Source organism: Mesorhizobium sp. ISC15 (genome assembly GCF_037162615.1).
Lineage (GTDB): Bacteria > Pseudomonadota > Alphaproteobacteria > Rhizobiales > Rhizobiaceae > Mesorhizobium > Mesorhizobium mediterraneum.
Genome location: NZ_JAVSPX010000001.1, coordinates 151846 through 170796, shown reverse-complemented (window position 1 = coordinate 170796; position 18951 = coordinate 151846). Strand labels below are relative to the sequence as shown.

Annotated in this window: 15 protein-coding genes and 2 pseudogenes; 12 read left to right on the top strand and 5 right to left on the bottom strand. The window is 58.4% G+C overall.

Annotated elements, in window-relative coordinates; all coding sequences use genetic code 11:
* The first annotated feature begins 43 nt into the window (after nt 1-43).
* The 5 genes and pseudogenes from RPG13_RS00855 (at nt 44) to RPG13_RS00835 (ending at nt 6350) form a co-directional block, all read left to right on the top strand.
* Complete coding sequence (locus RPG13_RS00855; RefSeq protein ID WP_337124213.1) at nt 44-691, top strand: MBL fold metallo-hydrolase; 648 nt, start codon at nt 44-46, stop codon at nt 689-691.
* A gap of 1237 nt (nt 692-1928) precedes the next feature.
* Nucleotides 1929-2092 (top strand): annotated as a pseudogene (locus RPG13_RS00850) (winged helix-turn-helix domain-containing protein); the annotation flags it as partial.
* A gap of 261 nt (nt 2093-2353) precedes the next feature.
* A complete protein-coding gene (locus tag RPG13_RS00845; protein WP_337124212.1) occupies nt 2354-4273 on the top strand; it encodes a potassium transporter Kup in 1920 nt (639 codons plus the stop codon).
* Between the two features lie 303 nt (nt 4274-4576).
* Complete coding sequence (locus RPG13_RS00840; RefSeq protein ID WP_127294263.1) at nt 4577-4813, top strand: hypothetical protein; 237 nt, start codon at nt 4577-4579, stop codon at nt 4811-4813.
* Nucleotides 4814-5840: 1027 nt separating this feature from the next.
* Nucleotides 5841-6350, top strand: coding sequence for a ferritin-like domain-containing protein (locus tag RPG13_RS00835; protein WP_337124211.1), 510 nt, complete (start codon nt 5841-5843; stop codon nt 6348-6350).
* A gap of 856 nt (nt 6351-7206) precedes the next feature.
* Here the strand turns inward: RPG13_RS00835 and RPG13_RS00830 are convergent.
* Together RPG13_RS00830 and RPG13_RS00825 are read right to left on the bottom strand one after the other, a co-directional pair.
* A complete protein-coding gene (locus RPG13_RS00830; protein ID WP_337124210.1) occupies nt 7207-7692 on the bottom strand; it encodes a DUF4142 domain-containing protein in 486 nt (161 codons plus the stop codon).
* Nucleotides 7693-8187: 495 nt separating this feature from the next.
* On the bottom strand, nt 8188-8592 hold the full coding sequence (locus RPG13_RS00825) for a hypothetical protein (RefSeq protein WP_337124209.1): 405 nt from the start codon (nt 8590-8592) through the stop codon (nt 8188-8190).
* Between the two features lie 212 nt (nt 8593-8804).
* Here RPG13_RS00825 and RPG13_RS00820 point away from each other — a divergent pair, with 212 nt between their 5' ends.
* Both RPG13_RS00820 and scpB read left to right on the top strand, forming a co-directional pair.
* Nucleotides 8805-9086 carry a hypothetical protein gene (locus RPG13_RS00820; protein WP_127294267.1) on the top strand — a complete coding sequence of 94 codons (282 nt, stop codon included), beginning with the start codon at nt 8805-8807 and terminating at the stop codon, nt 9084-9086.
* A gap of 682 nt (nt 9087-9768) precedes the next feature.
* Nucleotides 9769-10226, top strand: a pseudogene (gene scpB / locus RPG13_RS00815) (SMC-Scp complex subunit ScpB); the annotation flags it as partial.
* Between the two features lie 20 nt (nt 10227-10246).
* Here scpB and RPG13_RS00810 read toward each other — a convergent pair.
* The 3 genes from RPG13_RS00810 to RPG13_RS00800 are packed head-to-tail and all read right to left on the bottom strand — an operon-like array spanning nt 10247 to nt 11269.
* Nucleotides 10247-10459 (bottom strand): hypothetical protein, encoded by a 213-nt coding sequence (locus RPG13_RS00810; protein ID WP_292503781.1) that lies wholly within the window; start codon nt 10457-10459, stop codon nt 10247-10249.
* Nucleotides 10456-11055 (bottom strand): hypothetical protein, encoded by a 600-nt coding sequence (locus RPG13_RS00805; RefSeq protein WP_210212095.1) that lies wholly within the window; start codon nt 11053-11055, stop codon nt 10456-10458. Before RPG13_RS00805 ends, RPG13_RS00810 begins: the two co-directional genes overlap by 4 nt.
* A gap of 28 nt (nt 11056-11083) precedes the next feature.
* On the bottom strand, nt 11084-11269 hold the full coding sequence (locus tag RPG13_RS00800; RefSeq protein ID WP_210212096.1) for a hypothetical protein: 186 nt from the start codon (nt 11267-11269) through the stop codon (nt 11084-11086).
* A 107-nt stretch (nt 11270-11376) separates the two neighbouring features.
* On the opposite strand from RPG13_RS00800, the gene RPG13_RS00795 reads away from it, so the two are divergent.
* The 5 genes from RPG13_RS00795 to RPG13_RS00775 all read left to right on the top strand — a co-directional run bounded on the left by RPG13_RS00795 (nt 11377) and on the right by RPG13_RS00775 (nt 17945).
* The gene (locus RPG13_RS00795) at nt 11377-11754 is read left to right on the top strand and encodes a hypothetical protein (RefSeq protein WP_127294269.1); all 378 of its coding nucleotides are present in this window, start codon (nt 11377-11379) and stop codon (nt 11752-11754) included.
* A 193-nt stretch (nt 11755-11947) separates the two neighbouring features.
* Nucleotides 11948-13030, top strand: coding sequence for a hypothetical protein (locus RPG13_RS00790; protein ID WP_127294329.1), 1083 nt, complete (start codon nt 11948-11950; stop codon nt 13028-13030).
* Entirely contained in the window at nt 13030-13542 is a 513-nt protein-coding gene (locus RPG13_RS00785; RefSeq protein WP_337124208.1) for a hypothetical protein, read from the top strand. Before RPG13_RS00790 ends, RPG13_RS00785 begins: the two co-directional genes overlap by 1 nt.
* Nucleotides 13543-13947: 405 nt before the next feature.
* Nucleotides 13948-16344, top strand: a complete 2397-nt coding sequence (locus tag RPG13_RS00780; protein ID WP_337124207.1) for a hypothetical protein — start codon at nt 13948-13950, stop codon at nt 16342-16344.
* Nucleotides 16242-17945, top strand: coding sequence for a PIN domain-containing protein (locus RPG13_RS00775; protein WP_337124206.1), 1704 nt, complete (start codon nt 16242-16244; stop codon nt 17943-17945). The genes RPG13_RS00780 and RPG13_RS00775 overlap by 103 nt, the downstream gene beginning before the upstream one ends.
* The last annotated feature ends 1006 nt before the right edge of the window (nt 17946-18951 follow it).

Genomic DNA, 18951 nt, shown 5'->3' with positions numbered 1-18951 from the left:
TGTCCGCTTTACAAAATTGAATCACCCGCTTGGCAGGTTGTCCGTGGAATTTCTATCACAAAGCGCCAATACCTTGGGCTGCGTTTCGGGATCATGGAAGATTTGGTCACTCTCTGACGGATATGTCGACCTGCCCGCCGAATCCCTCAGATATCCGAACAACAGAATATGTAGGCAGACCGAATGGCCTCAGCGGGAAGGTTCGCTCGTTCGATTGTCGGTAAACTGCTTCCTATTCGATCACTCTGGCATCGACCGCATTTTGATTGATTGTGGAGCGGGAGGGAGTTGGGACCCGTCCATGGGTCACCTTGAGGAAGCGATGGCGGAGGCAGATATCGACACGTCATCGATCACTATGGTCGCCCTTACCCACGCTCATGGCGACCACATCAATGGTCTTCTTACGCCTGACGGCCGACGAGCATTTAACAACCTGAGCAAGATCATGATTGGGGAGGACGCCGTTGAGGGGTTTCTTGCCGAGCCAAAACTAGCGGAGTTTCGTCCACTCCTTGCCCCAATTAACGGAGGAGACCGGCTGGCCGATCATTTGCTGGCGGTGGCAATACCTGGGCATGCTCCGGGCCATATGGGTTATCTCCTCAGCACTGGCGAGGACGATATCTTGTTCTGCGGCGACCTGATCCACGTTCCTGCTGCACAGTTTGCCCGTCCCGAGCTTACTTAGGCCTATGACGATGACGAGTCCATAGCGAGGGCTAGCCGGATCAAGTTGCTCCAAGACGCAGCGGATGCAAATACTTGGCTAGCCGGCGCTCACCTAGGTCGACCAGGCCTCGGTAGAATAGCTAAGGAAGGGCAGGGATATGCGTTTATCCCGGCCGCGTAGCCGCCAGTTACCGAATTAGCTTGGTACAAGAGCGTTTGAGCAGCCGCTTGATCGTCGTATGGCCAATGAACTAGTATGCGACACAGGGATCAAACCTGCTCGCAATTACGGTGACAGTGCACCTTTTTCTTTTCCCCGCCTGCCGCGTTTTCCCGATTTCACGGCTTTTCCGGTTTGCTCGGTAATCCGGTCCAAAAGTGCTTCGCTGCCTAGAGCGAACGGCCGATTCTGAGAATGGGTACAGGACAGGCGTCAGTCCTGTCGAATGACCGTCATAAGGGTGGATGTACGATTCCGAGATCTTCCAGTTCGGCTTAGATGCTACTTGAAAGAAGTAGCCAAACTCTGACCGCCAACGAAATGCTTCCATCTGTCCAAATTGGGCGATCAGCATGACGGCGCAGGCAACGACAGCATCGACAGCGTGAGACAGAGTCCCCTCTTCAAAACTTCCTTCACGATCATGTTTCACTGCGTTGTATGCCCGATACCAAGGTAGCGACTCCGTTGGGCGGGCGCTGTCCCAACCCTCAAAGGATCTCACCTCCTTCATCCATGGATAGTATGGAAGCAAAATTCCAAACTCACCCAGCCGCATTGCACTTTGAAGGGCGACATAATTTAGCGTGGTGAATTTGCCCGATAGTCCATTTGCCTCAAGCACACCGCGCCAGTGCATCTCCACCTCTGTGCAGGCAAGAATGAGAAGATTTCTTATCGGGGCTGGGGCACCAGCGTGTGGCACAGGCAACTCGGCCAGCTCCAAGAAAGCCAGCGGAATCAGGCAGTCAAGAAAGCTCTGGGGACAATGGCGGAGAGAGCGTCTTTCGACTTGACGCTTACGTCCTTGAAAATATTGAGCTTTTCGCGGCATTTGTTACACAGTCTGTTACACGGCTACAGCGTTAATTTAAGCTCTCGGCATCTGAGCTCGCGCGCCCGAGCATCGACCTAATCAAGCGGCTCGAGGAAGGCAAGGTCAATATCCCCAGCACCGCCACCGCGCCATCAAGAATTACTTCTCGCGGGGTAACCTGAGGGCGTAGGGAACTGGCGCTCCGCCGCACCGCTCAGCCTGGTACAGCAAGCCGGCAAGGTTCTCACCCACCAATTTCTATTGAGCGAGGTCTGGGGCGATTCCACCGACGTCAATGTCTCAGAGTTCCGCCAGCTCAGGCAAAAGACTGAAAAGGTGCCCGTCGGCCGCGCTATAACACGACCGAGCGATACCGGCTGCGCGGAGCTCGAGTAGGTTTGCGGCGAAGGGCAGCCAAACTATTCCACTATGCGGGCAGTCTCAAAAATCCGATACTGGCTCGGGGCAGCGTTGCTCCCGGAGCTTCAGCATAGTCTCGCAAAAATTCCCAAGCCGCTTCGGCGCTGACGAGTCTGCGAAGCCGACGAGCGATAGGCAATACCGAGACGCAGACATTACGTGACGGCACTTGATATTGCAGTGCAGCAAGCGTAGAGCACCGCCCGCTTATCGGAGTGTCGTCCATGGCCCTTACCAATGCTGGTAACGAGGCAGAACCTGTCGAACAATCGAGCCATTCTGAGGTCGAGCAGCACAGCACCAAGGTGCTGATGCTGGGCGCGTTGGGCGTGGTTTACGGCGATATCGGCACCAGCCCGATCTATGCATTCCGAGAGGCGTTGCACGCATCGGCCGGTGGCAACGTCGCCAACCGTGGCGACATCCTCGGCGTACTCTCGCTGATCATCTGGTCGCTGACGATCACCGTCACCATCAAATACATCATGTTCGTGCTCCGTGCCGACAATCGCGGCGAGGGCGGGGTGCTGTCGCTGATGGCGCTGGCGCGCAACAGTTTCCCGACGCGCTCGGCGGTGATCCTCGGCATCGGCATTGTCGGCGCGGCGCTTTTTTTCGGCGACGCAGTCATTACGCCGGCGATCTCGGTGCTGTCGGCGGTCGAAGGTATGAATGTCGTCACGCCGACATTCCAGCCCTATGTGGTGCCGCTGACACTGGCCATTCTGGCGGTCGTGTTTGCGGTACAGCGGTTTGGCACCGGCGGCGTAGGATTGGTGTTCGGGCCCGTTACCGCGCTGTGGTTCCTGGCCATCGGCCTTTCCGGCCTCAACCACATCATGGACGACCCGGAAATCCTGCTGGCAATCAGCCCGCATTATATCGTGTCATTCCTGATCAACTCGCCCGAAGTCGCCTTCGTCACGGTTGGTGCGGTTTTTCTCGCCGTCACCGGCGCTGAGGCGCTCTATGCCGACCTTGGCCATTTCGGGCGCAAGCCGATCGTGCTTGCCTGGCTGGCCATCGTGTTTCCTTGCCTGTTGCTCAACTATGTCGGGCAAGGCGCCTTCGTGCTGGCGAATGGCGGTGTCGTCGGTCATCCCTTCTTCGAGATGAACGAAGGCTGGATGCTTATCCCGATGGTGGTGCTGGCGACGGCGGCGACCGTGATCGCCAGCCAGGCGGTAATCTCCGGCGCTTTCTCGCTGACCAGGCAAGCAGTGCAGCTCAACATGCTGCCGCGCCTGGAAATCCTGCATACGTCGGAAAAACAGTCGGGCCAGATCTATCTGCCGCGCATCAACCTGATGCTGGCGCTCGTGGTGATGCTGCTGGTGGTCGGCTTTGGCGAATCCAGCAAGCTTGCCTCGGCCTACGGCATTTCGGTGACAGGCAACATGCTGGTGACGAACATACTGCTTTATGTCGTCATGACGCGCATCTGGAAATGGCCGCTCGGCGTCGCGGTCGCCCTGATGGCGGTGTTCGCCTTCGTCGATACCGGCTTCTTTGCAGCCAACATCGTCAAGGTGTTTGAAGGGGGCTGGTCCTCGCTTGCCATTGCCGCGGTTATTGTGCTGACCATGTGGACCTGGATCCGCGGCACCCGCTATTTGTTCGAAAAGACCCGCCGGAACGAGATCCCGCTGGATTTCCTTGCAGGCAATCTGTTGAAGAGGAAACCGCAGCTGATGTCCGGTACGGCCGTGTTCCTGACCAGCGATCCCGCCAGCGCGCCGACCGCGTTGATGCACAGCCTGAAGCACTACAAGGTGCTGCATGAACAGAATGTCATCCTCTCGGTGGTGACGGCGCCGCAGCCCGTCGTGCCCGACAGTGACCGCGTCAAGATGGAAACGATCAATGAGCTGTTCATGCGGGTGACGCTGACCTTCGGCTACATGGAACAGCCCAACATTCCGCGTGCGCTGGCGATCTGCCGCAAGCAGGGCTGGAAGTTCGACATCATGACGACCTCTTTCTTCCTGTCGCGTCGCTCGCTCAAGGCGTCGCCCAATTCCGGCATGCCGGTGTGGCAGGACAAGCTGTTCATCGGCTTGGCGCGCACGGCCGCCGACGCGACGGAGTATTTCCAGATCCCGACCGGACGTGTGGTCGAGATCGGAACACAGGTGGCGATTTAGTGCATGCCGCAGTTCAGCAGCTGAGAAGCCACTTGAGCGTGTCCATAGAAAGCGCCTCACTGACTACCAAACATCCCCATCCTCTGTTTGGTACGTTTCCAACTCTTGATTTCTTTAGGAATTGACCCAAGGATCGCTGCTTGGGTTCTGTCTCGGGAGGCGCGACTTCGGTGAGCAGAACTCTAGCAGCCCTTTCCCAGACTCTCCGCATGAATCGGAGTAGTCTGCTTCCATCGGCGATTTACATCATGGGCATCGCCGTTGAGCGACGGCCACGCTTCCGCCCTAATGGGAGGAACAGCTATGGTCAGTAACACCAGCTCAATGAGTGGCATTGACTATCCCAGCGACCTGGCTTTGTTGAAGCAGGTCTTTGATCGTGTCTGCGCCGAGGCAGGTATCTCCGTTAGTAGCATGCAGGCGGAGCGCCTGAGCGTGAGCGTAATGGCACTGTTCTCGGACGGCGAGTTCGATGAGACCGTTCTTCATGAACGCCTTAAGCTTGATGCCCGCTCCCTGCCCAGAACGGGCAGCGTATGACCTCCGATCATCAGGAAGTCCTCACGAGCCTTGTAGCTCGTTATGAAACCGTAGTGTCGATACAGGACCGGATCGTTGAGCGTTTCGGCCTAGTATCCGAATTGGAAAGGCCTACTGGAGCGGCTGCTCGTCTCGTTACGGAAGGCCCGCGTCGCCCTGGAGCGCGAGATTGGGCCTACTTTTTAGTCCCGCTATAACTATCATTGGAGGTCCGCCACCGAGAGGAATTGGCGACGGACCTCGACAGTGGCTGCACCGAGACGGATCGACCGCTGCAAGTCTTTAACCGACGTGGACCTGCATTTGTTCCCCTAATGCAACCATTCCCTGATCTGCGGGTTACGCCAAAGGCGGGGAACCTCGGCCGACATGATAAAGCGCGACATAGCTGGGCATAAGTCCCTTGCAGACGCCGTTCGGGAGTTGATCGGAACCGAAGACAATCGTCGTCATGTACAGAAGCTGTTTGGGCCAGTCGACACAGAGCTAAGCCAACCCTAGCTTAATTACTCGAGGCGATTGGTAAGGCCAGAGGCGACGAAGCTCTATAGCCGCCCTACATTCCCCTAATGGTTACCTATTGGTTCTCCCCGCCGGTGTACGTCAAGACCGACCGGGCCTACGGAGTAAACCACCTAGAGGGTGCAGCCGAGGAACTCATGAAGTGGTCCAAGCGTGGACCTAAGTGGAGGAGGCGGTCCAGGCCTGCGTTGACGCGTTTGAGAACCGGGCGACCCCGATGGATATCCGTCAGGCCTTCGAGGCTGCTGCCAAGGAGGAGGGGGTGCTACGGTCCCGTGAGTAGCGCTCCGGGTTTGTTTCCGACTGCCGGCCCAATCACTGGAAGGGCGTCAGGAGCATGTCAGACCGGCATCTAAGGACATCAAAAAACGCGTAGCTTCGCAGGGCCGTTCAGCCGTGCGTCAAGGCTGTGTGAAGCATTTCAAGGGCGAGAAGACCTAGGCCCGCTTAACTAGGAACAATCTCACAGTTCGGCAGTTCTCTTTTGTCACAAAGGAGATTTCAAATGTCAGAGTCGCGAGAATGGCTGGTGCAATGGCTTCGGGACGCTCATGCCATGGAAGAGCAGGCCGAAACAATGTTGAACGGGCAGCTAAGCCGTATTGAGAACTATCCGGAACTCAGCGATCGAATGCGTCTGCACCTTGATGAAACGAGGGAACAGGCTGCTCGGCTGAAAGCCTGTCTCGACGGGATGGATGAGGGTTCATCCACTATGAAGGATGCTGGCGGAAAGTTGACTGCCCTGGCGCAATCCTTGAGTGGCGTCTTCGCAGGCGACGAGGTGATGAAGGGCTCCCTTGCGAGCTACACGTTCGAACACATGGAAATCGCCTCCTACACGATCCTCATTGCCGCCGCTGAATCGCTGGGCGAAACCGAGGTCGTGCGGGCTTGCGAAGAGAACCTGCGAGAGGAGGTCGCCATGGCGGAATGGTTGAAAGACCATCTTCCGTCGACAACCGAGGAGTTCCTCGCGAGGGCCGAAACGGACAGCGACTCTGCCAAGCGCTGATCTGCTGCACTTGGCTGAGCGGTGCCTGGCGTCGGACGCGCAGCCCGTCACTCCAGTCGGGCACGTCGCCTCGAACAAAGAGGGTCGTCGGCTCGCCGTATTCGCCCCGCCGAGTTAGCATCATGGGACCACGCAATAGCCGCGGCATGTTTGCTCGCAAGAGCGTTCGCGGTCCTTACTGCCCGATCTTCCGACTGCTGCTCTGCTGGACCGAAGACAGCCTGAAGGTGCCCGGTCTCGTCGGCGTCGAAGGCGGTGACCACAATGAATTGGGAGCCTTCTGCTGCGGCAGGAGCTCTCTCGCATGCTGACTGCCTTCCTCTGCCGCGAACCTGTTCGGTGTCGCTGGAACCATCTTCGGCGGTGCCATCCCCTGCTAAACTCATGACTCAAAGTAGCGGCCGCTAGAGCCAGCCCAGGGCAGCGTTGGCGACGAGAAGCGCCTTGACTACTTCTCTGGCCCCATGGGCCGCTATGGCCTCGTTGGTCGCGAGCTTTCAGTCGGCAGCATCAAGTTGCTGTTCCTGCGATCTCCGCTTTGTTGTCCCGTGCCTGTTGGTCTCTCTGGGCTGTCCAGCGGCACGTGTTGGGTGGAAGACGTTGGCTCGGCACCGAATGCAAGCTCAGCAATGCCACGGGGCTGGGCTCTGATATTTAGTGCTGGCTTCTGCAAAGCAAGCGCAGCTTCCAGCGGCGTGAACTGAAGGGAATCTTCGGGGACATTGAGCCGGAATTCGTGGGGAATGAGCTGCGAGCGAGCGAAGGTTTCCATCATCAAGGCGACAAAACTGCATGGCCGGCCCGTGGGCAATTTAAGCACTGGGTCCGCCGTTTTACGTGGCGCGCGCTAACCCATTCACCTTCTTGGCGGCCCCGAAGCGGCGTCGGCGAGCGCTTGGCTTGCGAGTTTTGCTTTGATGTCGCGCGCCATCCGCAGATGCTCGAGCACAATCGGCAAAGTATCTGAGGCGAAATGCTGGAGGTCGGTATCCTGGCCCGAACCAATCTCCCATTCGAGCAGCTGCGCGGTCCTCTGGTGATCGGTGATCTGGCCGCTGATATAGGCGAGGTCGAACGCAGCCCCTTCGAGCTTTTCAAGCTTGGCGCGCAGCTGCTTGTGCTCGTCGTCGAGCCCCTGCGGCAGTGGGATCTTGTCGGCTTCGGCAAGCGATTTCAGTTTCTCGTTTGCCGCTGAGTGATCGTCGACCATGCGGCTGGCAAATTCCTTGATGGCGGAATGGCCGGATTTTTTCGCAAGATTACCGAAATCGACTTCTGCCGTGCCGCCGGCCGCGGCGAGTTGCGCGAACAGCCGGTCCTGGCAATTGGTCTGGTGGGGCATGGGCTGACCCGGCGAGGCAATCAACGTATCCGGAGCATTGCCGGCCGGGTTTCCGATCTGCGCAAAGAGAGGCGATGCGCACCCGTGCGCCGATGGATCCGTCTGTTGATCGCACAGCGTAGAGACCTCGCTAAGAAAGGCGAAGACACCGAGAGAAAGGCGCCGCCATCGCACGTGAGCGGCTCAGCTATCGAGTGGTTGACGCCTGAACGCGGAGGGCTAGCTAGATCCCAATTTTGCTTTTGCCCGGCCCTCTGCGGCAACGGACTCTGTTCCCCAATGTGCCGCTACATGCGGATCGCTATGTTCGAAGTACCGGCCTTCTAGGTTCTGATAAAAGGAGTGACCCCATTTGTTGCGTGCGAGATCTTTTCCCATCGCGGCAAGGGCTGCTTTTCTGGTCACACTGGCCGGTGTCCTCGTGCTCGCGCTCTCACCGGTGTGGCTTCTGCAGAATTTTGGTTTCGGCTTCACCTCTCATGATGACAAGCTCAATCACGCCGCAGCATTCGTCGTGTTGACGGCCATCGGCTCGGTTGGCCAGAGCGCAGGGCAAGACTGATAATTTTTCTCGCCCTTACCGGCGCCGGGATCGAGATCCTGCAGGGCACGCAAATAATAAGTCGCGACATGGGCATATTCGACTGGTTTGCCGATTGTGTCGGCATCGCGTGGCCAACCGACGATCTTGCGTGCTTCTCCCTCAGCCACGTCGAGCCGCGCAAAATATCCAGATGGGATATGGTTGGTGGGTCCCCATTCGGGGTCCGGGTGACCGAGGTCTGGGTCTGGAGGAATGAACCCCTGTTCTCTCCATTGAAAAAGACCATTATCGTTTTCATAGAAGACTACGCGTCGCTTGCCGTCTGCGGATAAGAGGACCTTGGGTGTTTGTTTCATTCTTGCCCCACAGATTCCTTTGAAAAATAATCAATCAGAAATCAAACAATCAATCACGGCGCGTGGTGGCAATAGTGCCCATTCAACCCCGCAAGTCTGGCGTGGCTCCCTCCGCCATACAATCGATTTTATCCGACGTGTCACATCCGCGTGATCTAGCGGTGCCCAATGAAACCGGCTAAGGGGGATCGCGGGTTTGGGGGAAAATTCTCGTGAATAGCCAAAAAGACGCAGAGCGTATCCGTGCCGAAATGTCGATCGCACAGGCGATTTATGACGCCATTTGCGAGATGAACGGATCTTCGTACAGGCAAGACAAAGAACCTTTGCGGTGGGACACTTCGTCGGGCACACCGTTGAGCCTGATGAGTATTGACGGCTTTTTCGAACTGCGGGAACTCGCCCGGCGCATAGCGTCGAAAATCGACACGCCTGCGCTGATCAGTCTGAAAAGCCACACCGCGCAACTGCCAAAAAAGATTGACTTCCACTAGGATAGATTTGCCATCGTGGGCAAGATGAACGTAGCCTCGTCGGCCAGGATCATTATCCCGCGTCTTCGTGCGCTCTTTCGAGCCCCGCCTGAACGATTCACAGCGTCCTCCAAACATCGACGCTATAGAGTTCGGATTCGCCGGAGCTAACGGCGACGCCAAAGCCGGCCGTGTTGCTTGTTGTCGTGCAGAAATGCTCAATGGGGTACGCCTTCCCAGCGACAGCGGTTCCCCATCCAACCGAGTCAGTTTGGGCGTGAGGGCTGGTGTCCGCCACGGAACGCGAGCCCGGATGAGACGACCACTCGGGTTTTGACGTGTGCTTCCCGCCGCAACAGAAACTCGGGTGGTCGCTGATGTCTTCGCCCGATCTCGAAGGAAGCCAACGGCTGGTAGGCGTCGGAGAATCATGGCACGGTGGAGCAATAGGCGTTAGGAGCCCCTAGATGTTCGGCCCTCTAGGTGCTCTGGTTCTGGCCGATAAACTAGGCCCAGAATGGTTTGGCGGACCGGCGTCTTTCGATTTCACGCCTATCCCCATGAAAACATTCGACTTTTCGCGCTCTTTGTTACACCGTTTGTTACGCGGCTGCAAGACGATTCACAATCGCGCGAAGCTCTCAGTATTGAGTTGTTGTAGACACTCCCGCGTGTGTAATTTGGAAGCCTGGTCAGAGGGTGACCCTATGACCAGGTCGCTGTCGCCGGCGGCTGGAAACATCTGACCAGGGCGGCGTATGCCGACGCCATCCGCAGTGCAATCGGGGGTAACGAGCGCGCTGCCGACCTCACGCAGTCAGAGGTGCTCGTGCTGATGTGTGGCGTACTTCCAGCCGATCACCCACGCCGAGTTGTCGTCTTTCTTCGGCAAGGAGATCAGTCGCGATTTTATTGGTCATCTGCGCGGTGCCGGTCTGATCGCGTCCGGTCCGCGCAGTCCGTCGCCCGGCGCTCCTTACACCTACGTCACCACGAAAGCGTTCTTGCTGGAGTTTGGGCTCGACACGCTGCGCAGATTTCGAGGCGCTCGAGGATGCCGGCCTGCTCTCTAAGGAGAAGCTGTTAGCCGGACAGATGCCGACAACTTTTGCCAACAACGCGGAAAACGACCCCGATGGCGACTCGCTGGACGGCGGTTAGGCAACGTTCCAAAGGAGGCGTCAGCGGTGCGGCCGGTGCGCCGCTTGATGGAGCCACGGTGCGACCTGTCGACCGTGGCGGTCGGCGCGGCTCTGGACGATCTCTTTCGACAGGGCGTTGTTAATCCGAATTCGCCCAGCATTCTCGCGATCGAGGATCTTGCGGCGGCGGATGGGGTCAAACTCCCACAGTAGCGCCCCCTGACATTCCAGGATGCCGGCGCGCTCGATCAACACTTTCGGTGCGCGTGCATCCAGCGCGCAAAGGCAATGGCCCCCGGCGTTTGCTGCCAGAGGCCGCCGTAATGCTCCAGATATTCGCGGGCGATTTCTGGTGCGGCGAGGTTCGAGCCGTGCCAGATCGCGAGCGGCATCGGGTCGGGATTGCCACATAGGATTTCGGCGATATAGCCGTTCGCAACAAAGCCGTGACGCAGGCTGGTCGCGGCGGAGACGGGTTGTCCGGCACGGAGCTGCAGCAAGGCGCGCTCATAATGATAGGGTGGATAGTGGGCAGCCTCATCCGCAAAGATGCGGTCGGCTTTCTCTAGCTCACCAGCGCGCAGATATTCCGAGCCGATCAGGTGGCGAATGCCCTGATTGTCGTTGGGATTCCATGCGAGGATCTTTTCCATGAGCGCTAGCGCCTTACGACGTTGACCAAGCCGAAGTTGGCACAACATTGAGCCCTGGGCGGCACGGAGAAAGGGACGGTTCTCCAGAATCCCCCATTCGATTGGCCCCGTGAAACCCGAAGGAATGGCGCTTTCGCCTACTTCGAGGCCGCGCAAGCGCGCCTGAAGCGCGAGCTTCGGCTTGCCCTCTTCCATCAAGGCGCTTCCGAGATGGGCGTAGCCGTCAATGAAGTGCGGCTAATGCTCGACCAGGCGTTTTGAGTGTCTTGAGATATTTCGCCGGCGTGATCCGTCCAGCCTCGCGCTGCTCGAGAGCTTCATCCAGTTTTTCGACGACCTCTTCGTGGTTCTCGCCGTGCCGGAAGACGCCACCGTCTTCGAAGATTTCCAGTGCGAGCGGGCCGTCCATGGTGTCGAGGCTCCTCCTTGCTAGCGATTGCGTTGAAATTGATCGACCGCTCTTGGATCGCACGAATCGCAACACCATATGCAACGATTAACCGGGGAGGGCGTATTTTGGCAGACTATCTTGTTACTTATGACTTCAAGGACGGAGCTAGCAAGCAATGGGAAGAGTTCGTCGACTGTGCTGAGGCGGAAGGGCTGCTTTACGTGTTTCATGCCACGTCAAAGCTCTTCCGTTTGACAAACACGACCCTATGGGGCGTGTTTTCCGACACCGATGCTGCCACAGCCGCCTTCGACAAAGCTCTGTCCGCTGCCGAAAAGGCTGTCGGTCGCAAGATCGTCCTCGAAAAGCGGTTTATTGCAGCGATTCCCACCTGGTCCATAGGGTCGGACAAGAACAAGGCGCCAGAGAGCCGTTGGACGAAATCAACGAAGTTCGAGACTTGCCGCGCGGATCAGAAGAATGATCCATTCTTCGCGTACTGATCCCGTGTGGAGGTGTCCGCCTGTTCGTTCTGCGAGCGTGCCGGAAAAGCCGATCACGCCTGCCTGATGCGACCTGTACGAAGGGCGGAAGGGGTCTCAGCTCTTTCCGATGAACAATTTCACTGCGCAGCAAATATTGACTTGACGTCGAATATGCGATAATTTCATGTTATTCGCTGCGCAGAAAATGACGATGGAAGAACAGACGGTCGAAGCACTCATTGAGAATTTTGCCGAGGCCCTGACCGAAATCGCCGGTGCCGCGCCCCACATTCTGCGGGAGCCGGAGGGCGCGCGAGGCTCGTATCGACCGGACTTCATGATGGAAATGAGCCCGGACGGCGAGCCCTATCGGCTCATTGTCGAGGCCAAGCTATCGCTCTTTCCTCGGGATGCCCGTGAGGCAATCTGGCAGCTCAGGAACTATCTCGCCCACCACGATGTCGGTGCCGATCCGGTTGTGCCCGTTCTTATGGCCGAGACTATTTCGCCAGGCGCCCGTCAGCTGCTCCGCAAGGAACGAATTGGCTATTTCGACTCCAGCGGGAGTCTGTTCATCGCAGCGAGGGGGCTTTACCTGCGTGTCGACAAGCCGGCATCGAGGAAACAGTCCCGCTCACTGAACAACCTGTTCGCTGGCCGACGTGCCCAGGTCCTGCACGCTGTCTGGGTCGCCAAATCGGATTGGTTCGGCGTCCATGAACTCGCGGAGCGGGCCGGTGTGTCGCCCGCGACGGCGTCGGAAACCTTGATCGCTGTCGAGCGCCGGGAGTGGGTCGAGGTGCGCGGCGCTGGTCCCTCGAAAGAGCGCCGGTTGGTCAACCCCCGTGCTCTGCTGGACGCCTGGTCGACCTATCAAGGCTCAGTTAAACCGAACGCCGTGCGGCACTACTACGTCCGTTCGACGACGCCTCCGGACCTGCAACGTCGGCTTGATCATGCATGCCAGGTCGAAGGCGTTCCTTACGAGCTCACCGGCATCTCAGCCGGGCAAATCCATGCTCCTTACCTGTCGAGCGCGTCCCAGGTTTCCTGTCGCATTCCTGCTGGTCGGGCGATGCATGCCGTGCTGGACGCTATCGAGGCACGTCCCGTCCGGGACGGCTGGAATTTTGGCGTTCACGAGTTGAAGTCCGACGACGAACTGCGATTTCGCCAGAGGATCGATGATCTGTGGGTTGCCGATCCGCTCCAAACCTATCTTGACTTGCTGCAAGCGGGAGGCCGGGCCAAGGAACTGGCGCAGCATCTTCGTGCCGAGAAACTGGAGGCATGATGTCCAAGCCGCAGTTTCTCGTCGACTACAGCCAGGAGGTCACGCGGGACTGCGAGCGTGTGCTTGTCACGCTCTTCAGCGGTCTCGGACCGTGGCGAAATTCGGTGTTCCTGGTCGGCGGTCTGACGCCGCGCTATCTGGTGACGGCGCGGCCGCCGGCCGTTCCGGCCCATGCCGGCACGGGTGATATCGACGTCGTCGTTGATCTTGCCGTTCTCGCGGACACCGAAGCCTATCGTACGCTTGAGGAGAACCTCAAGCCGATGGGGTTCGAGCGCGCGGAAAACGACAAAGGCGTGAAGGTCAATTGGCGCTGGAAGACCAAGACCGACCACGGGGTCACGGTCATTCTCGAATTCCTGGCCGACGACCCGAAAGTGAAAGGCGGTGCGCTGCAAGAGCTGCCGACCGAGGGAAACATCTCGGCCGTCAACATTCCTCACGCATCGCTCGTTTTCGATTTCCATCATCGTATGGAGGTGACAGCCGATCTCCTTGGTCAGAAAGGGTGAGCGACCGAAACGATACCTTACGCGAACATCGTATCGTTCAGCTGCCTGAAGGCGTTCGCCTTCGACCATCGTCGCGAGGGCAAGGACGCCCATGACCTTGTCTATTGTCTCGAGCATGGCGAGGGCGGGCTGTACGGCGCTATCGCTAAATTCAAGGATGCCCTGACTAGCAAGCACGCCGGAATCATCGGCGACACGCTGGCTATCCTTCAGAAGCGATTTTGCGACCCCAAAGCGGATGAAGGCTACCTTCGCGAGGGACCGGTTGCGGTCGCGCGATTCGAGATCGAGGGCGATGATGGGGATCCCGACATTCGCGAGCAGCGTGCACTGCGGCAGCGCACGGTGAACGATGTCGTTTCTCGGCTACTCGGCGACTTGGGCATCGGGGGTTGACCGCTTTTTATGTCGCTTCTCGCCGCCACCCAGATTCCAAAGCCTGCCGACGAGCAAGCCTTCGAGCGCGCCTCTGTCGTGCTGTGGCGAGGCTTGCTCAATGATCGGTCGATGCAGCGGAATGGTCGGCGCGGCCAACGGCAGAACGGCGTCGACCTTTTCGGGATCCGTGACGATGACGCGGATTGGCACGTTGGCATTCAATGCAAGCTGAAGAGCGAAGGGCATTTCCTCACCGAGGATGAGGTTCGGGAGGAAGTCCGAAAGGCCCTGACCTTCAAGCCGCCTCTCAAGGAATACTACGTCACGACCACTGCGCCGGACGACGTCGCGATGCAGGAGCTTGCACGCGGGATCACGGCCGAGCTGGCGAAAACGGGACGTAAGCTCCGCGTGTTCGTCTGGGGATGGAACACCCTAGAGGAAAAAATCAGCGAGGACGCGGGGGCCCGCAAGGCATTCGATCCGACCTACGGCCCGTTCAGCGAGCATATTCTCGACGAAACCCGCCAGATCACCATCGCCCAGACCGAGACCCGTGCCGAAATGGGTGCGGGTTTCTCTCGCATGGAAGCGATGCTCACGGAGGTGAGCGCGCGGCTGGCTGTTCCGCCAGGTGACGCAACGGTGGCTTTGAGCGGGTTCGAGGCGCATCTCGACGCGGAGATCGACGAGTACCGGGAGCTCAACAACAGCGGAAAGACGCTGACGGCGTTACCGCTTCTGGAAAAGCTGCTCGAGCGTGTCCGGAGCACGGCCTCTGGCCGCATCCTCTTTCGCGTCAAGGCGAATATTGGCCATTGCCTGCTTGCGCTCGGTAAGGACGACGAAGCCTCAGCGATGCTGCTGTCGTCCTATGACCATGCGCCGGACGAACCGAAAGCCGTCGCCAACAAGGCTTTTGGGCTGCTGTTGCGAGGAGAATGGCGGGAACTTCTCGCCTTTGGCGGAGCGAAGCTTGACGCGGACCCGGGAAACGACGGCCTTGCGGGCTATCTGGTGCAGGCCGCCCGGTTCGATTCTTCCGTCAGCGATCCGCTTAGCATCATTCCCGAACAGCTTCATCACACTGCGGCTGTGCAAATCGGTCGGGTGGATTTTATCCGGCGCCGTGGACAGCCGGGCGAGTGGTGGCCCGTCGCCAAAGAGGTACTCGAAGCACACCCGTCCGAACCCCACGCGGTCCAGTTTGCGGCGGAGGCCGAGCTCGACCAGATTCTGACGAGTGAGGGCTTTCAGCGCACGCGTGTTTTGTCGCCTGCGGAGCGGGCCAGACTGGAAGCCGCTACGGCAACGCTGGTATCGCAATGGGATCGCGAGCGGGTGACGGAGGGCGCCTTACGGCCTGAGGATGCCGCGCTGTGTGGCAATGTCCTGGTTGGACTGCATGCGCTCGGCGATCTGCCCAAGGCGCTCGAGGTCGCGCGCCAGGGTCTTTCGCTTGCGCCCGATGATGTCGAAATCATCACCCGAGCGGCCGTTGTCGCTCTAGACGCCGATGATGAGGCCTTGGCGCACGAGTTCCTCGCCAAACTGCCTCGGAACTCCAATGCGACCGTCCTGAAGTTCCGCTTCCACGCATCCCGGGCCGATTGGGGCGAGGTCGCACGTCTCGTTGAGGAAGATGCCTCTTTGATCCCGCCGGTGGAAGCGCCGATCATTTCGACGACCGACAAGCTGGCAGCGGTCAAGATCGGCGGCAGTGAGGAGGAAGCGCGTCGGCGGGAGATTTCCGCTGTCGCGGTGGAAGCGGCCAGCAACCCGCGCGCAAGCGTCGTTGTCGCCGATTTTGCCCGCCGGGAAGGTTTCGAAGAAATCGCAGACCGCGCCTTCAAAGCCGCCCTAGGTCATATCGCGATTGGAAGTCACGCTGCAGACAGGCTGATGGTCGCGCATCATGCAGCTCGCCGTGGCGATTCTTCGATCGTTGCGGATTTGTTGGATGGCCACGTCGCGGAAGATCACGACAACAACGAGTTGCGGGTGCTGGCTCGCGCCTTTGTCAACGACAGCCCCATCCGGCAACGAGCACTGTCCTTCTTCGAGCGCCTTCCTGCGGAGGTGCGGGGGCTTCCATTCTTCCTCCATGCCGAGGGCCTGCTGCATTTCAACCGCGGTGCGCTTCCCGAGGCGGAAGCGGCGCTGAGGAAAGCCATCGCGACGCAACCGGAGCTCGACACCTACCTGGCGCTGTTCTCGGTCCTGCATCGTCTCGACCGAGGCGCCGAGGTGAAGGCGGTCATCGAGGGAATTGATCTCGATGAGGTGGTGGGGACGCCTGGCCAGAGTCTTTGGCACAGGTTATGCGCAAAGTGGGGGAGGGAGCCAAGGCGCTCGAATACGCCTACGCCGTTCTTCAATCCGCCAGGAACGATCACGAGGCGGCTCTCCGCTATTTCGGCCTGATCATGATGGATCCGGAGGACGGGTTTATTCCGTCTGCGGAAACCGTGGCCGTCGATACCTGGGTCCGTCTGGAGAGCGATCGTCGTGAGGTGCACGCCTTTCTCATCGAAGAGGGGGAGGACCGGCCTGCGGAGGGTGTTTTAAGCCCGACACATGCGACCGCGGCCGCTGCTCTGGGCTTGAGCGTCGGAGATGAATTCGAAATGCCGGCGGTCTTCGGCGAAGTTCGCAAATGGCGGGTCGCCGAGATCAAGCACAAATATCTGCATGCTCTTCACGACGTGATGGAGAACTTCGAAAAAAGGTTCCCCGACGCGGAGGGCTTCTACAAAATCACAATGGAAGAGGGGGATATTCAGCCTGCGCTGGATCAGGTGAGGCGCGTGTCTGAGAGCAATCGCAAGCTCGCCGATCTCTACCTGCGGAACAATTGCCCGCTCAGCCTGGTCGTCTCCAAACGCGGCGGCGATACCATCCGGTTTGTCGAGTACGTTCGCTCCCTCGATTTCGACATCCGAACCTGCGTCGGCACGGACGCCGAACGCGTCGCCGCTCGCCAGATCATCGAGCGGCATAGAAGTTCTGGCGCCGTCCTCGATACCTACACCGCCTGGACCGTCTCGACGATGGATGCCTTCGATGTTCTGAAATCGATATTCGGATCGGTCATCGTTGCGCAATCCGTCATTGATGAGCTGCGAACGCTGAGAGACGAGCAGGATCTCACGGCCGAACGCTCGATGACCGTCACTTGGCATAACGGCGAATACATCAAACAGGAGCACACCGCCGAGGACGCCGCTGCACGGCGTGCCTATATCCAAGAGCAGCTTTCTAGGATCGAGGCGGCCTGCGAGGTCCGCCCCGTTATTGTCGCCGACAATCCGTCCGAACTGGCGGCGATGATCCACCAATCCTTCGGTAGTCATGTGCTCGACGCCGCCAATTTGGCGGGAACGGAGCATGTGCTCGTTTCGGAGGACATGCATTTCCGCCAGTACGGTGAAGCGGCGTGCTCGACCAGGGGTGTTTGGCTACAGACCGTTTTTTCGTTTGCCCAAGACGTCGGAACGATCGATCAATCCCGGTACGTCGATCTCGTCGTGAAGCTGGCGTGGCGTCGCCATGGGCATCTTTCCTTGGAAGCCGACGTGATGCTCACATCTCTTCGACAGGACCAGACCGACGATCTCGCAAACTTCCGCGCCTTATCGAATTTCATGGGTACGGCGAACGCCGACATGAGGTCCCATCTCAAAGTATCCATTGAATTTCTCAACAAGCTTTGGAGTGGGCTTGGGCACTACGATCTGAGATCCCAGCAGGCTACCAGCATTCTGCTCGAACGCATGATCAGGCATCGCGCCAACGGGTGGGCGCTAACGCTAGCGTTCATCAAAAGAGGAAGCGCCCAGCCCGTCAAAGACTACATCAACGGATGGATAACCGGCCACTTCCTTTCTGCCGGCGCGATTGCGCTTGCTGAGACTGAAATCGAGAAAATGGCGCAGCGTTTGAAAGCGCGTCGTGAGCCACAGCCAAGATCTCAGCGCGAAAAAGCAATCCGCGGGAGGGACAAGCGCCGGAAAAAGAGAAGGTAACTAATGTCACCTTGCTGGCGGCGCCGCCGACAGGACTAGCTGCCTGGTCGCCATTGCGACACGGGTCACTTGGAGTGTAGCAACCATAATTAAGAGGAAGCCGGTAGAGACTTCCCAGGACGGATAATCGCCCAGCTGGCATCAATGAGGCCATTCTCGGCTTTTGGCTTGGCTGATTGGTGACTCGAATTGCCGACATACCTCATTTGGCATCTGGAGGCGAAAAGGCAAATCGCCGCTTGTTGACGATGCTGCGCTTTTCAGACAGGACCTGCTATGGCGCATTAGCGGAACGCTGCCGAGTATGTTCGTGATATGTTCTTGTAAAGGGGGTTATATCGTTGACAAACCAATGGCGAGATAGAAATATGGTCCTTGACAGGCCGGCAACTCAACCCGCACCAAGGAACCGCGTTCAATCGTCCGCGTTGGAGCGGATGGACCAAGGCACCCATAGTCTACGAAGCTCGCATGGCCATGCCTATGGACGCGGGGATTGCTCCGTACGTGCATGTCTTGCGCGGGGAAGGGATTGAGACCTCGGAATCCTGCGAGGGCGGGAGCGGTCACGTATTCCCAAGCCTACTATTCGCTTTTTCGGCGGTAAAACGGAAGGCTTCAGGAACTTTGCCGTGGCGGCGGCTCATGGCCTGCCGGTGCTGTCGCTGCGGCGTATCTGGACCGTTGATGATGGGAGTTAACTGGGCCTCTCTGGGAGATGGTCTTCGCCAAAAAGGCCCAGTCCTGATCACGACAAGCGTTTGCAATGATCGCACTTCGGCAAGCCGCCGGTGCCGGAAACTCGGTTCTTCGTTTCGATGTTATTCCCTTCCGTGCACTGATTGTTGTCGTGGTGCACGCTAGTACCGGAAAGTTTTGAGTGGAAGGCTGAAACTTTTGACATTGGCTTTCTCCGAATCGATGGTTTTCTAACGCCACGACATTTATCAGAAAAGAAGCCGAAGAGTCTGTTCTGGATTTATTCCTTTCCATTATTTTTAGAAAT